The 13,862-nt window shown below is 71.2% G+C and carries 18 protein-coding genes; 1 reads left to right on the top strand and 17 read right to left on the bottom strand.

Annotated elements, in window-relative coordinates; genetic code table 11:
* The 16 genes from trpB to G6027_RS06455 all read right to left on the bottom strand — a co-directional run.
* A partial coding sequence (trpB, locus tag G6027_RS06530; protein WP_182636463.1) for a tryptophan synthase subunit beta occupies positions 1–910 on the bottom strand: 910 nt, incomplete at its 3' end.
* A gap of 67 nt (positions 911–977) precedes the next feature.
* Entirely contained in the window at positions 978–1,790 is an 813-nt protein-coding gene (trpC, locus tag G6027_RS06525; protein ID WP_182636462.1) for an indole-3-glycerol phosphate synthase TrpC, read from the bottom strand.
* A gap of 99 nt (positions 1,791–1,889) precedes the next feature.
* Positions 1,890–2,534, bottom strand: coding sequence for a TIGR02234 family membrane protein (locus tag G6027_RS06520; RefSeq protein WP_182636461.1), 645 nt, complete (start codon positions 2,532–2,534; stop codon positions 1,890–1,892).
* Complete coding sequence (locus G6027_RS06515) at positions 2,531–4,108, bottom strand: anthranilate synthase component I (protein ID WP_182636460.1); 1,578 nt, start codon at positions 4,106–4,108, stop codon at positions 2,531–2,533. Before G6027_RS06515 ends, G6027_RS06520 begins: the two co-directional genes overlap by 4 nt.
* Complete coding sequence (locus G6027_RS06510) at positions 4,105–4,284, bottom strand: tautomerase family protein (protein ID WP_182636459.1); 180 nt, start codon at positions 4,282–4,284, stop codon at positions 4,105–4,107. The genes G6027_RS06515 and G6027_RS06510 overlap by 4 nt, the downstream gene beginning before the upstream one ends.
* A gap of 4 nt (positions 4,285–4,288) precedes the next feature.
* Positions 4,289–4,642, bottom strand: coding sequence for a phosphoribosyl-AMP cyclohydrolase (hisI, locus tag G6027_RS06505; protein WP_182636458.1), 354 nt, complete (start codon positions 4,640–4,642; stop codon positions 4,289–4,291).
* On the bottom strand, positions 4,639–5,412 hold the full coding sequence (gene hisF, locus G6027_RS06500; RefSeq protein WP_182636457.1) for an imidazole glycerol phosphate synthase subunit HisF: 774 nt from the start codon (positions 5,410–5,412) through the stop codon (positions 4,639–4,641). The genes hisI and hisF overlap by 4 nt, the downstream gene beginning before the upstream one ends.
* Positions 5,413–5,419: 7 nt before the next feature.
* Entirely contained in the window at positions 5,420–6,334 is a 915-nt protein-coding gene (locus G6027_RS06495) for an inositol monophosphatase (protein ID WP_182636456.1), read from the bottom strand.
* Between the two features lie 60 nt (positions 6,335–6,394).
* Positions 6,395–7,150, bottom strand: a complete 756-nt coding sequence (gene priA, locus G6027_RS06490) for a bifunctional 1-(5-phosphoribosyl)-5-((5-phosphoribosylamino)methylideneamino)imidazole-4-carboxamide isomerase/phosphoribosylanthranilate isomerase PriA (RefSeq protein ID WP_182636455.1) — start codon at positions 7,148–7,150, stop codon at positions 6,395–6,397.
* Positions 7,150–7,458 carry a hypothetical protein gene (locus tag G6027_RS06485; protein ID WP_182636454.1) on the bottom strand — a complete coding sequence of 103 codons (309 nt, stop codon included), beginning with the start codon at positions 7,456–7,458 and terminating at the stop codon, positions 7,150–7,152. The genes priA and G6027_RS06485 overlap by 1 nt, the downstream gene beginning before the upstream one ends.
* Positions 7,459–7,480: 22 nt before the next feature.
* The gene (gene hisH, locus G6027_RS06480) at positions 7,481–8,143 is read right to left on the bottom strand and encodes an imidazole glycerol phosphate synthase subunit HisH (RefSeq protein WP_182636453.1); all 663 of its coding nucleotides are present in this window, start codon (positions 8,141–8,143) and stop codon (positions 7,481–7,483) included.
* A complete protein-coding gene (locus G6027_RS06475; RefSeq protein WP_182636452.1) occupies positions 8,140–9,390 on the bottom strand; it encodes an MFS transporter in 1,251 nt (416 codons plus the stop codon). The genes hisH and G6027_RS06475 overlap by 4 nt, the downstream gene beginning before the upstream one ends.
* Positions 9,391–9,397: 7 nt before the next feature.
* Positions 9,398–10,021, bottom strand: a complete 624-nt coding sequence (gene hisB, locus G6027_RS06470; RefSeq protein WP_182636451.1) for an imidazoleglycerol-phosphate dehydratase HisB — start codon at positions 10,019–10,021, stop codon at positions 9,398–9,400.
* On the bottom strand, positions 10,018–11,154 hold the full coding sequence (locus G6027_RS06465; RefSeq protein WP_182636450.1) for a histidinol-phosphate transaminase: 1,137 nt from the start codon (positions 11,152–11,154) through the stop codon (positions 10,018–10,020). Before G6027_RS06465 ends, hisB begins: the two co-directional genes overlap by 4 nt.
* On the bottom strand, positions 11,151–12,491 hold the full coding sequence (gene hisD / locus G6027_RS06460; protein WP_182636449.1) for a histidinol dehydrogenase: 1,341 nt from the start codon (positions 12,489–12,491) through the stop codon (positions 11,151–11,153). The genes G6027_RS06465 and hisD overlap by 4 nt, the downstream gene beginning before the upstream one ends.
* Before the next feature lie 141 nt (positions 12,492–12,632).
* Positions 12,633–13,073, bottom strand: coding sequence for an ArsI/CadI family heavy metal resistance metalloenzyme (locus tag G6027_RS06455; protein ID WP_182636448.1), 441 nt, complete (start codon positions 13,071–13,073; stop codon positions 12,633–12,635).
* A 100-nt stretch (positions 13,074–13,173) separates the two neighbouring features.
* Between G6027_RS06455 and G6027_RS06450 the strand changes: the two genes are divergently transcribed.
* Complete coding sequence (locus tag G6027_RS06450; RefSeq protein WP_182636447.1) at positions 13,174–13,533, top strand: Rv2640c family ArsR-like transcriptional regulator; 360 nt, start codon at positions 13,174–13,176, stop codon at positions 13,531–13,533.
* Here G6027_RS06450 and G6027_RS06445 read toward each other — a convergent pair.
* The coding region (locus tag G6027_RS06445; RefSeq protein WP_182636446.1) for an ATP-binding cassette domain-containing protein at positions 13,530–13,862 on the bottom strand (333 nt) is incomplete at its 5' end. The two genes, G6027_RS06450 and G6027_RS06445, sit on opposite strands and share 4 nt — an antisense overlap.

The following is a 13,862-nucleotide window of genomic DNA, read 5'->3' as shown; positions in this document are numbered from 1 at the left end:
TCTGGCCGTCCTCGTCCTGCATCAGGTGTGCGTACGAACCCTGGAAGACGCCCGGTCGGCCGGCGTTGACCGTCGCGGCGGTGCGACCGGACGCCACGCCGTCGCCGCCCGCCTCGCAGCCCACCAGGCGGACCGCCGGGTCGTCGAGGAACGGGTGGAACAACCCGATCGCGTTGGACCCACCACCCACGCACGCCACGGCGGCATCGGGAAGTCGTCCGACCCGGTCCAGGATCTGGGCGCGCGCCTCCGTGCCCACGATCCGCTGGAAGTCGCGGACCATCGTGGGGAACGGGTGCGGGCCGGCGGCGGTGCCGAACGCGTAGTAGGTGTCGTCCGCTCGGGACACCCAGTCGCGCATGGCCTCGTTGATGGCGTCCTTCAGGGTCGCGGACCCGACCTCCACGGCCTCGACCTCCGCGCCGAGCAGACGCATCCGTGCGACGTTGAGCGCCTGGCGACGGACGTCCACCGCACCCATGAAGATCTTGCACTCCAGGCCGAGCAATGCACAGGCCGTGGCGGTGGCGACACCGTGCTGGCCGGCCCCGGTCTCGGCGATGACACGCTTCTTGCCCATGCGGTGCGCCAACAGGACCTGGCCGAGGACGTTGTTGATCTTGTGCGATCCGGTGTGGTTGAGATCCTCGCGCTTGAGAAAGACGCGTGCGCCGATCTCGGCGCCGAAACGCCCCGCCTCGTACAGCGGCGACGGCCGACCCGAGTAGTCGCGCTGGAGACGGTCCAGCTCGTCCAGATACGCGTCGTCGGCGCGGGCCTTGGCGTAGGCGTCGGCCACCTCGTCGACGACCGCCATCAGCGCCTCGGGCACGTATCGACCACCGAACGCGCCCCAGTGGCCTCGCTGGTCGGGCTCGTGTCCGGTGGTCGTCCGGAGCACGTCTCCCATCGAGGGCAGCGGTGTCAGCTCGTTAGAATTCACGGCTCCCAGTCTGCCGGAAGTGTGCGACGGGGGCCTAGCGGGGTCCCTGCGGGCAGGACGGGTGGGAACCCGCCGTGGCCAGGGCGTTGCACGCCGCGCGCGGATCGCCCTTGGTCACCAGGCCCTCGCCGACGAGTACCGCGTCCGCACCGACGCTGGCGTACGCCAGGAGGTCGGATGCGTCGCGGACGCCCGACTCGGCGATCTTCACCACCCCGGACGGGAGTCCGGGTGCGATGCGGGAGAAGACGTCACGGTCGACCTCGAGGGTCTTGAGGTTGCGGGCGTTGACACCGATGACGGTGGCGCCCGCCTCCAGGGCACGGTCCGCCTCCTCCTCCGTGTGCACCTCCACCAGGGCCGTCATCCCGAGCGACTCCGTCCGGTCCAGCAGGGATACCAGTGCGTCCTGTTCGAGCGCGGCCACGATGAGCAGCACCAGGTCCGCGCCGTGCGCCCGGGCCTCGTGGATCTGGTACGGGCCCACCACGAAGTCCTTGCGGAGCACCGGGATGTCGACCGCGCGGCGGACGGCGTCCAGGTCCGCCAGGCTGCCGTTGAATCGACGCTCCTCGGTCAGGCAGGAGATGATGCGGGCGCCGCCCTCCTCGTACATCCGGGCCAGCACGGCGGGATCGGGGATCTCGGCGAGTGGCCCCTTCGAGGGACTGGCGCGCTTGACCTCGGCGATGACGCCGACCCCGGCGCCGCGGAGTGCCTTGAGCGCGTCACGCGGGTCCGGCGCCGACTGGGCCGCCTTCTTGACCGCAGTGAGGTCGATGACAGCCTCGCGGGCCGCGACGTCCTCGCGGACCCCGTCGATAATCGAGTCGAGCACGGTACCCACCGTGACCTCCCTCTGCAGTGTTCGGGCAGGAAGTGTGATCGAGATCAACAATAGAGGCAGCAGGCGGGGTTCTGAGAATCGGGACCCGGTCGCGGACGCTCAGCGCGTGGGATCGCGTCCGTCGTCGAGTTCCTGCCACAGGTCACGACCGGTGTCGACGGTGGCCTCACCGGACGGCGGGTCAGCTCGGCGCGCCGCCGGGGTCACGTAGAGGTCATCACGCCGAACCTTCCGGGCCGGCCAGATCATGGGGACGGTTCCCGCGGCGATGAGGGCCAGCGCTCCGGCTCCGGTGAGTGCCGGACCGGGCGACCGGGTCGAGATCTCCGTGATCTCGGACCACTCCGGCACAGCCTGTGCGCCGGCCGTCCCCGGGCCCGCGTTGGTGCGGCCGAACTCCTCCTCCCCCGTCACCGTCGAGTGGACCCGGTCCCGGTCCACGCCGCCGACGGTCGAGACCAGCAGCGCGCCGGTGGCCACACCCAGGAGGATGATGACGGCCCCGACCACCCGCGCTGCGGTTCCCCGGACCAGGGCCACCGCGGCCACCGCGGCGAGAGCACCCAGCGCCAACGGGACCAGCGCCGGCTGCCACTGCCCACCCGTCAGGCTGCGCCGGGCCTCACCCGACTGGTCGTTGAACGCGACCACGTCCAACCACACCATCCGGGAGGCGATCCACAACAGGACGGCACCGACCAGCAGCAACAGGACGGGGATGCGCAGCCGGGTGCTCTGGGTCACCGGTTCTCCCCCTCCGTCTCCGTGCCACCAGCGCCACCCGTGGGGCCCGCGGGCCTCAGTGTGTCCGCCGCCGCGACGGCCCGGAGGACGGCCATCGCCTTGTTCCGGCACTCCTCGTCCTCCGACGCCGCGACCGAGTCGGCGACGATCCCGGCCCCGGCCTGGACGTAGGCGGTCCCGTCCTTGAGCACCGCGGACCGGATGGCGATCGCCTGGTCGGCGTTGCCGGCGAAGTCCACGTACCCGACCACTCCGCCGTAGACCCCGCGGCGGGTGTCCTCGAGATCCTCGATGATCTGCAGCGCGCGGGGTTTGGGCGAGCCCGACAGGGTGCCGGCCGGGAAACAGGCCGTGACGGCGTCGATGCCCGCACGCCCCTCCGCCAGGCGTCCCGTCACGGTGGAGACCAGGTGCATCACGTGGCTGTACCGCTCGACCTGGCGGAACTCGGTCACCACGACGGAGCCCGGCTCGCAGACCCTGCCGAGGTCGTTGCGGCCCAGATCGACCAACATCAGATGTTCGGCGTTCTCCTTGGCGTCCTCCACCAGGTCCTTGGCCAGCAGGACATCGTGCTCGTCGTCCTCACCCCTCGGCCGGGTCCCGGCGATCGGGTGAGTCGTGGCCAGCCCGTCCTGCACCTTGACCAGGGCCTCGGGGCTCGATCCGACGATGGTGAACGCGGTGCCACCGAATCCGTCGTCTCCCGTGCCGTCCGGGACCGTCATCAGGTACATGTAGGGACTCGGGTTGGTGGTGCGAAGGATGCGGTAGACGTCCCTCGGCGAGGCCGAGGTGTCGACCTCGAAGCGCTGGCTGAGCACCACCTGGAAGGCTTCTCCGGAGTAGATCTGCTCGATGATGTCGGCCACCCGCGCGTGGTAGGTCGACTCGTCGGTGCGACGGCGCATCTGCGGATCCGGGGTGTCGAACACGCTGACCCCGCCGGCACCGGGAGCCGCGAGCCTCGCCGTCATCGAGTCCACCCTGGCCACCGCGTCGGCGTAGGCTTCCTCGACCCGATCGTCACTCCCGTCCCAGTTGACGGCGTTGGCGATCAGGTGGATCCGGCCCTCGTGATGGTCGAACGCGGCCAGGTCGGTGGCCAGCATCTGGACCAGCTCCGGGACGTGGAGGTCGTCGGTGGTGTCGGGGGTGATGCGCTCGAGTCGGCGCACGATGTCGTACCCGAGGTAGCCCACCATCCCGGACGTCAGAGGTGGCAGGCCCGCGATCTGGTCGGTCCGCAGCAGGTCGAGGGTCCGGCGCAGTGCGTCGAGCGGATCGCCGCCCGTGGGCGCCCCGGCGGGGACGTGCCCCAACCACGTGGCCTCGCCCGCGTCGTCGACGGTCAGGGCCGCGGCCGCGCCGCAGCCGATGAACGACCACCTCGACCACGAACGCCCGTGCTCGGCCGACTCCAGCAGGAAGGTCCCGGGACGGTCCGCCGCGAGTTTGTCGTACGCGGACAGCGGCGTCTCCGAGTCGGCGAGCACCGTACGCACCACGGGGACGACCCGGTGGCCCGAGGCGAGCGCCCGGAACTGCTCGAAGGTGGTGGTCCTGGTGCTCATCCGACGACCCGGCCGCCGATCCCGAACGAGTCGTGCGGCATTTCGTTGACGAGCACCCACACCTTGGCCGGGTCCTTGGCCGCGGCCTCGGCGTAGGCGGCCGTGACCGCCTCGATCACCCGGGCCTTGGACTGCGGGTCCATCCCGTCGAGCTGGTTGATCTGGATGAAGGGCACGGGCTCAGTCCTCCCCGAGGAGTGTGTCGGTGTCGAAGCAGCTGATCGTGCCGTTGTGGCAGGCGGCCCCTGACTGGTCCACCCGGAGCAGGACGGTGTCGCCGTCGCAGTCGATCTCCACGCTGCGTACGTGCTGTACGTGTCCGGAGGTCTCCCCCTTGACCCACCGCGTCCCACGGGAGCGCGAGAAGTACACCCCGCGCCGTGTGGCCAGCGTCTCGGCGAGGGCGGCGTCGTCCATCCACGCCATCATGAGGACCCGACCGGAGGTCGCATCCTGCACGACCGCAGCGATCAGCCCCTCCGCGGTGCGGGAGAGTCGGTCGGCGATGGACGGATCCAGGACGGGATTTCTCATCGGACCGTGATCCCCTCGGCCGCCATGGCGTTCTTCACGTCACCGATGGTCATCTCGCCGAAGTGGAAGACACTGGCCGCGAGTACCGCGTCGGCACCGGCCTTGACCGCGGGGGCGAAGTGTTCGACCGCGCCGGCACCGCCGGAGGCGATCACGGGGATCGTCACCGCCGCACGCACCGCCCGGACCATGTCCAGGTCGAACCCCGCCTTGGTGCCGTCGGCGTCCATCGAGTTGAGCAGGATCTCCCCCACTCCCAGGTCCTGGCCACGCCGGGCCCACTCGATGGCGTCGATCCCGGTGCCCCGACGGCCACCGTGGGTGGTGACCTCCCACCCCGACGGTGTGGGGGTCTCACCCTCGGGGACCGTCCGGGCGTCGACGGACAGGACGATGCACTGGGAGCCGAAGCGCCTGCTGAGCTCCTCGAGGAGCTCGGGACGCGCGATCGCGGCGGTGTTGACGCTGACCTTGTCCGCCCCGGCGCGGAGCAGCTGATCGACGTCCTCGGCGGCGCGCACGCCGCCACCCACAGTGAGGGGGATGAAGACCTGCTCCGCGGTGCGGGTGACCACGTCGATCATGGTTCCGCGGCCCGACGACGACGCGGTGACGTCGAGGAAGGTCAGCTCGTCCGCGCCCTGCGCGTCGTAGGCGGCGGCCAGTTCGACCGGGTCCCCGGCGTCCCGCAGGTCCAGAAAGTTCACGCCCTTGACCACGCGGCCTGCGTCGACGTCGAGGCACGGGATCACCCGGGTTGCGAGCGTCATGTCCGGGTCACCGTTCCCCGTCGAGCCACGGCCGGGTGCCGTCGGAGCCGGGGGTGGCCCGGCGGCGGCCGGCCTCGAAGAAATTCCCGGGCTCGCCGAGCTCGCGGATGGTGCCGAGCACCTCCGCGTGGGCCCGCGGGCCGGCCGCGAGGATCGACTGGGAGTCGATCGACCACGGCTCGCCGGTCAGATCGGTCACCACGCCACCGGCCGCGCGGATGTGGGAGGCGCCCGCCGCGTTGTCCCACGCGTAGTTGCCGAAGCTCACCGCGGCGGACAACCGGCTGGAGCCCACGAACGACAGGTCGACTCCCGTTGACCCGAACTTGCGGGTCCGGGCGGCGTCCAGGGTGAGCTGCTCGAACACCTCCCGGCGGTACGCCGGCGGGTAGGTGGTGCGGGCGCCGGTGTTGAGGGACCCGAGGCCCAGTGCCACATCGCGGATGGAGACGTCGGAGATCCGCGGGATCTCCTCGTCGTTCTCCTTGAGCGGCCCCCCGGCGATCGAGGTGAATCGCATGCCGAGGAGCGGGAGCCAGGTCAGGCCGAGGACTGGCTGTCGCTCGTGGACCAGCGAGACGAGGATGCCGGTGGTGGGAATGCCCAGGGAGTAGTTGGCCGTGCCGTCGATCGGGTCGACCACCCAGAGCGTGCCCTCGTTGACCGGTGGACCGCCGAACTCCTCACCGTGGACCTCGAGGCCCGTGCCCTCGCGCAGCGCGTCGGAGATCCGACGTTCCAGCTCGAGGTCGAGTTCGGTCGCGAAGTCGTTGCGCGAGCCCTTGGCGCGGGTGCCCTCGGCACCCAGTCCCTCGACGAAGCGGGGGGTGACCTCCTCGAGCACGCGGGCCGCCAGGGCGAGCGCCTCCGCGGGGTCGACGGACAGGTCCGTCGGCAGGGTGTTTCCGGTCTGATCGGTCATCTCGGGCCTCCTGCTCGAGGTCATGGGGTGGGGTGGAGCCGCCGGGTGGTCACTGCCGGCTCATCGGACGCTCACCGCGGCCAGCGCCTCGGGGAGGGTGAAGCGACCGGCGTAGAGGGCCTTGCCCACGATCGCGCCCTCGACGCCCTCCGGCACCAGCGTCGCGATGGCCTCGAGGTCGGCCACGGAGGACACCCCGCCGGACGCCACCACCGGCGCCCCGGTGACCGAGCACACCTGGGAGAGCATCTCGAGGTTCGGACCGCCCAGCATCCCGTCCTTGGAGACGTCGGTGACGACGTAACGCGCACACCCGTCCCTGTCCAGACGCTCCAGCACCTCCCAGAGGTTGCCACCGTCGGACACCCACCCGCGGCCACGGAGTCGGGGTTCGCCGTCGACCACGCGCACGTCCAGACCCACCGCGATGCGGTCCCCGTGCCGGGCGATCGCGGATGCGCACCACTCCGGGTTCTCCAGTGCGGCGGTTCCCAGGTTGACCCGGGCGCAGCCGGTCGCGAGGGCGGCCTCCAACGAGTCGTCGTCGCGTATTCCTCCGGACATCTCGACCTTGACGTCGAGCGCGCCGACGACCTCGGCCAGGAGCTCGCGGTTGGTCCCGCGACCGAAGGCGGCATCGAGGTCCACCAGGTGGACCCACTCGGCCCCGTCCCGCTGCCACTGCATCGCGGCCTCGAGCGGCGATCCGTACGAGGTCTCGGTCCCGGCCTCCCCCTGCACCAGACGGACGGCCTGCCCGTCGGCGACGTCCACGGCGGGCAGGAGTTCGAGGTAAGAAGCGTTGGTCACGGGCATCAGCGTAGTCCGTCCGCCCGTGGGCGCTCCCCATCGCCCTCGACCGGTTTCGACGGCTCCCCGAGGCGTGCGTCGGCCTCGACCCCGGCCTCATGGGCGGGATCGTCTCCGTATTCGGCGCGGATGGCCCGATCGGTGATGCGAGTGGACACCACCCCCATCGCCACGACGGTCAGGACCACACCGGTCAGCGCGACGACGGCGCGGCCCACCGGCGGCAGTGGGAGCAACGCCACCGCCAGGGCGGTCAGACCCAGGACCAGCACCCCCGCCCCGGAGACCCCCAGCGCCAGGACCGCGAACGACACGGGCGCCGGACGACCCCGGCGGTCAGCCAACGGATCTGATCCAGTTCTCGAGCAGCTGCAAGCCGGCGTCGCCCGACTTCTCGGGGTGGAACTGTGTGGCCGACAGGGGTCCGTTCTCCACGGCGGCGATGAATCTCGTGCCGTGCCGGGCCCAGGTGACGTCCGGCGGGGTCAGGTGGTCGGACGGCTCCATCTCCCACCGCTGGACCCCGTAGGAGTGGACGAAGTAGAAGCGCTCGTCGGCGGGCATCCCGGCGAACAGGACGCTGCTCTCGGGCGCCTCGACGGTGTTCCACCCCATGTGCGGCAGCACCGGCGCCTCCAGTCGCTCGACGACCCCGGGCCACTCGCCACAGCCCGCTGCGCCGGACTCGGCGTGCTCACCGTCCGAGAACTCGGTCCCCCGCTCGAACATCACCTGCATACCCACGCAGATCCCCAGAACGGGGCGGCCGCCGGCGAGACGCTCGCCGATGATCCGCGGCCCTCTGACGGCCCGGAGACCCTCCATGCACGCCGCGAACGCGCCGACCCCCGGGACCACGAGTGCGTCCGCCTCGGTGGCCACCCGGGGGTCGGACGTGAGCTCGACCCGGGCGCCGACACGCTCCAGCGCGCGATGGGCCGAGCGGAGGTTGCCCGAGCCGTAGTCGAGAAGCGCCACCCGCGGGCCTTGTGAGGTCATGGGCTCACTTTATCGTCCCGGTCGGACGCGGTCAGATCACGCGTCGGCCGGGTACGCCGGGCGCCCACCGCCGCGGGGCCACCCACGAGCAGGACGACACCAGCCGCGACCGTGAACAGGACGACGTAACCGAAGCCGGCGACGCCGCCCATGACCACCGACCCGAGTCCCGTGCCCGCGTCGAAGGAGATGTTCCACGAGGCGGACGCGGTCCCCAGGCGCGAGCGCGGCATCCGCTCGAACGAGGCGACGAGCGCCTCGTTCTGCACGGCGCCGAACCCGAGACCGAACACCACGGTCGGGGCGATGAACCACCACGGGTTCGCCGACACCGAGAGCAGGCCGGCGATGCCGGCCATGCCGAGCGCCGAGAACGCCAGTCCGGGCCAGACCAGGGCGCCGGGCCCGCGCCGGTCGGAGATGAGCCCGGCGAATGTACGCCCTACGATCACGCCCACCCCGAGGAGTCCGAGACCGACACCCGCGACGACCGCGCCACTGCCCGAGACGATCGAGTCCAGCGCGGGTGAGAGGAACGACGCGGCTGCGCCGTAGGGCAGTGACACCGCCACCATGACCAGGAACGGTCCGGCGAGCAGGACGAACACCGCCCTACGTCCGAGCGCGGACGGGTCGGAGGAAGACTGGGCGGGTGCCGGGTGCACGTTGGGCAGCCGTGCGGCGGCGACCAGACCGACGACGCCGAACGCCGTCGCGCTCCAGGCGACCGTGGCCAGACCGAACACCTCCAGCAGCCACAGCCCGACCGGCAGGAAGATGGCCTCGGAGATACCCACCGCGAGGCCGATCAACGAGGTGGCGCGGCCGAGCATCCCCGGTGGCGCGAGTTCCGCGACCAGGGCGGACCCGGCGACCGTCATCATGCCGAAGCCCGCTCCACGGACACCGCTGACCGCCAGCACCGCGAACGGCCCGTCGAACAGCGCGAGCAGCCCCGAGGGCAGGCCGAGGAGTGAACTACCGATCCCGAGGACCCAGCGGTAGCCGATCGCCGCGGTGATCCGCGGGGTGAGCAACTGAACCAGCACGGTGACCGTCATGAACACGCCGGTCGTCGCTCCGGCGACCAGTTCGCTGCCCCCGCCCCGGACCACGGCGAGTGGCACGACGGGCAGGAGCAGCGAGAAGCCACCGAAGGCGAGGAGGACCAGGACGAACGCGGCCGGCACGCCGGGGGTCCGGGCCAGCTGTGCGAACGCTCCCGGTTTCTTGACCCCCGGGGTCACTTCGCCATCACAGAGCGCCCTTGGTCGAGGGGATCCCGCTGATCCGCGGATCCGGCTCGACCGCGGCGCGCAGCGCCCGGGCGACGGCCTTGTACTCCGCCTCGGTGATGTGGTGCGGGTCGCGCCCGTAGTGCACGCGGACGTGCAGCGCGATGCGGGCGTGCGACGCGAGGGTCTCGAACACGTGCCGGTTGAGCACGGTGCCGTACGGGGCACTGTCGTGGCCCACGACGACGTACCCGATCATGACGTCGGGCTCGCCGGTGTGGACGCAGTACGGCCGTCCGGAGACGTCGACGACCGCCTCGGCGAGCGTCTCGTCCATGGGGATCGAACACTGGCCGAACCGGCGGATACCCCGCTTGTCGCCCAGTGCCTTCCCGAGCGCCTGGCCCAGCACGATGGCGGTGTCCTCCACGGTGTGGTGCGCTTCGATCTCGACGTCACCCGTCGCGCGGACCGTGAGGTCGAACGCGCCGTGCTGACCGAACGCGGTGAGCATGTGGTCGAAGAACGGGACGCCGGTGGCGATCTCCGTCCGGCCGGTGCCGTCGAGGTCGATCTCGACGACGATCGACGACTCCTTCGTGGTGCGCTCGACGCGACCCACACGTCCACCCTGCTCGCTCATCGTGTCTCCCTCGTCGTGGTGATCTCTGTTCCCGCCAACTCGGCGCTCACCTGCAGCAGCCGGTCGTTCTCGCTCTCCAGCCCGATGGTCGCACGAAGGCGGCCGGGGATGCCCACGTCGCGGATGAGCACGCCGGCATCGAGATAGCGCCGCCACGCCCGGGGCGCGTCCACGAACGGCCCGTAGAGCACGAAGTTGGCCTCGCTGGGCAGCACGTCGTACCCGAGCGCCTCGAGTCCCGCGGTGACGCGCTTGCGCTCCTCGGCCAGCAGGGCGACCGATGCCAGGGTCTCCTCGGCGTGACGCAGTGCGGCCCCGGCGGCGGCCTGCGCGATCACCGACAGGTGGTACGGCAGGCGGACGAGCAGCACGGCGTCGACGAACGAGGGGTCGGCCGCGAGGTAACCGAGCCGCCCGCCGGCGAACGCGAACGCCTTGCTCATGGTCCGCGAAACGACGAGCCTCGCCGGGTACTCGGCCAGGAGCGTGCACGCGCTCGGCGACGGGGAGAACTCCGCGTACGCCTCGTCGACCACGACGATTCCCGGTGCGGCGTCGATCAACCGGCGCAGGTCGTCGAGCTCGATCACGTGGCCGGTCGGATTGTTGGGGGTGGTGAGGAAGAGGACGTCGGGGCGGTGCTCGGCGATGGCGGCGAGCGCGGCCTCGACATCGATCGCCAGATCGGCGCCCCGGTCGACCGGGATCCACTCGGTGTCCGTGCCCGCCGCGAGGATCGGATGCATGGAGTAACTGGGGACGAAGCCCATCGCGCTGCGCCCGGGCCCCCCGAACGCCTGGAGCAGCTGCTGGAGGATCTCGTTGGACCCGTTGGCGGCCCACACCATGTCCACGTCCACCTCCACCCCGGTCTGCCGCGTGAGGTAGGCCGCGAGATCGGTGCGCAGCTCGACGGCGTCTCGGTCCGGGTAGCGGTTGAGGTCGGTCGCGGCCGCGGAGACCGCCTCCGCGATGTCGGCGACCAGCGCCGCACTGGGCGGGTGCGGGTTCTCGTTGGTGTTGAGCTGCACCGGAACCTCGAGTTGCGGGGCTCCGTAGGCGCTCTTGCCGCGCAGGTTCTCCCGTAGCGGCAACGCGTCCAACCCGACGCCGGGCCGGGGGGTGTCGCTCACTGTTCCTCCTCCTCGGTGGTGAGGTCCTCGAAGCGGGCCCGGACCGCCTCTCCGTGGGCCGGCAACCGCTCGGCGTCGGCGAGCGCGACGACGGTCGGGGCGATCTCCTTGAGCGCGGCCCGGTCGTAGTCGATGACGTGGATACCGCGCAGGAAGGTCTGCACGCTCAACCCGGACGAGTGACGGGCGGTGCCCGACGTGGGCAGGACGTGGTTCGAGCCCGCCGCGTAGTCGCCGAGCGGGACCGGGGAGTAGGCGCCCACGAAGATCGCCCCGGCGTTGCGCACGCGGGCGGCGTCGGCCGCGGAGTCGCGGGTCTGCACCTCCAGGTGCTCGGCCGCGTACGCGTCGACCACTCGCAGGCCGGCGTCGATGCCGTCCACCAGGACGATTCCCGACTGCGGGCCCTCGAGCGCCTCGCGGACGCGGTCGGCGTTGAGGGTGACCGTGTAGCGGGCCTCGACCTCCCGGGCGACGGCGTCGGCGAGCTGCTCGGAGTCGGTGACCAGCACGCTCGCCGCGTTGGGGTCGTGCTCGGCCTGGCTGATGAGGTCGTAGGCGATGTGGATCGGGTCGGCCGTGTGGTCGGCGAGGACGGCGATCTCCGTGGGGCCGGCCTCCGAATCGATCCCCACGACGCTGCGGCACAGTCGCTTGGCGGCGGTGACGTAGACGTTGCCGGGGCCGGTGACAATGTCGACGGGCTCGAGCTCGCGGCCGTCGGTGTCCTCACCGCCGTGGGCGAGCAGTGCCACGGCCTGAGCGCCGCCGACGGCCCAGACCTCGTCGACCCCGAGCAGAGCACACGCGCCGAGGATGGTGGGGTGCGGCCAGCCGCCGGAGTCGGCCTGTGGCGGGGAGGCCACCACGAGTGAACCGACCCCCGCGACCTGCGCCGGCACGACGTTCATGATGACGCTCGACGGGTACACGGCCTTGCCGCCGGGAACGTACAGGCCCACCCGCTCGACGGGCACCCACTTCTCGGTGACGAAGCCGCCGGCGGCGACCTCGGTGACGGTGTCCGAGCGCCGTTGGGCGGAGTGGACGATCCTCGCGCGGCGGATGGCCTCCACCAGGGCCGCACGCACGTCGGGGTCGAGGGTCTCGCCGGCCTCGGTGATGACCTCGGCGGGGACCCGCACCGAGGTGGGCCGCACCCGGTCGAACTTCTCGCCGTAGTCGAGCGCGGCGGAGGCCCCGTGCTCCCGGATCGCCTCGACCACCGGGCGGACGGTGTCGACGAAGGAGTCGACGTCGGCGGCGCCTCGCGGGAGTGTGCGACGCAGCTCGGCGGTGCCGAGGGTGCGACCGCGCAGGTCGATGCGGGAGAGCATGGTGTGGCCTTTCCGTTTGATCACGGGACGTCGAGCAACCGGCCGACGGCCGCGAACCAGTCTAGGTGCGCCCGCGCCCGAACCTCCCTCATGCCACCCTCGCGGGTGTTGCGGACGAGGTCGAGCGCACCCTCCCGCCGCTCACGCGCAGCAGGTGCCGACCTCGTCGTCGTCGTTCCTGTCGTCGTCACCCACCACCGGCGACGTCCCGAACGTCTCGGAGTCGGCGAGGACGGTGTACACCTCCCACCGCTCGCCCCCGGGGCCGGTGACCCACACTTTGTCCTGGGTGGCGAAGCAGCAGGTGGTGCCGATCTCCTCGTCGGTGAACAGGCCGGCCTCGGTCAACCGCGCGATCTCACCGTGGACCTGCTCGCTGGACTCGACCTCGACGCCCAGGTGATTGAGCGAACCGCCCTGGCCCGGGTTCTCGAGCAGGACCAGCTTGAGTGGCGGCTGCTCCACCACGAAGTTGGCGTAGCCGGGCTTGCGCTTGGCGGGTTCGACGCGCAGCAGCGTCGAGTAGAACCGGACGGCCTCGTCGACGTCGTCGACGTTGAGGGCGAGTTGCACACGGGACATGGTCAAAACCTCCACCTTTGTGACGGATATCGAATTACTACTGGGCACAGACAACCACCCTTTTCGATATTCGTCAAGAAGCCGGGGTACACTCGCGGGCATGCCCAAGGCCCTGCCCCTCCTCGACGTCAGCTCGCCGGTGTGTTGCGCGCCCATGTCGGCGGGGCCGATCGGCCACGAGGACGCCGTGGAGATCGCGCTGCGACTCAAGGCCCTCGCCGACCCGGTCCGGATCCGATTGCTGTCGCTCCTGCTCACCAGTGACGACGGCGAGGTCCGCACGGGAGATCTGGCCGCGGCCACCGGCGTCGCCGAGTCCACCACATCCCATCACCTGGGCCGACTCCGCGAGGCCGGGATGATCGAGTCCGAGCGGCGCGGGATGAGCGTGTTCCACCGCGCCCGGGGGTCCGCGATCGACGCCCTACGCGCGGCGCTCGACCCGAACTGCTGCACCTAGCCGGACCGGACCGCCCCGTCCACCAGGTGCATGCGTGCATCACATCGCGCCGCCACCGCCGCGTCGTGCGTGACGAGCATCAGCGCCACGTCGAACTCCTGCGCGGTGTGCAACAGCAGGTCCACCACCGCGGCGCCGGACTCCGAGTCCAGCGCACTGGTCGGCTCGTCCGCCAGTAGCAGTGACGGCCCATTGACGAGCGCCCGCGCGACCGCCACGCGTTGGCGCTGACCTCCCGACAGGGCACCCACGGACCGGCCGGCCATCGAGCCCAGACCCACTCTGTCCAGCAGCTCGTCGGCGCGTTCGCGCACCGCCGTCCGGCGGGA

Origin of the sequence: Dietzia sp. SLG310A2-38A2 (genome assembly GCF_014145095.1) — a bacterium.
Lineage (GTDB): Bacteria > Actinomycetota > Actinomycetes > Mycobacteriales > Mycobacteriaceae > Dietzia.
Note: the sequence above shows the minus strand (reverse complement) of the source record. Positions and strands in the feature narration are given on the sequence as shown.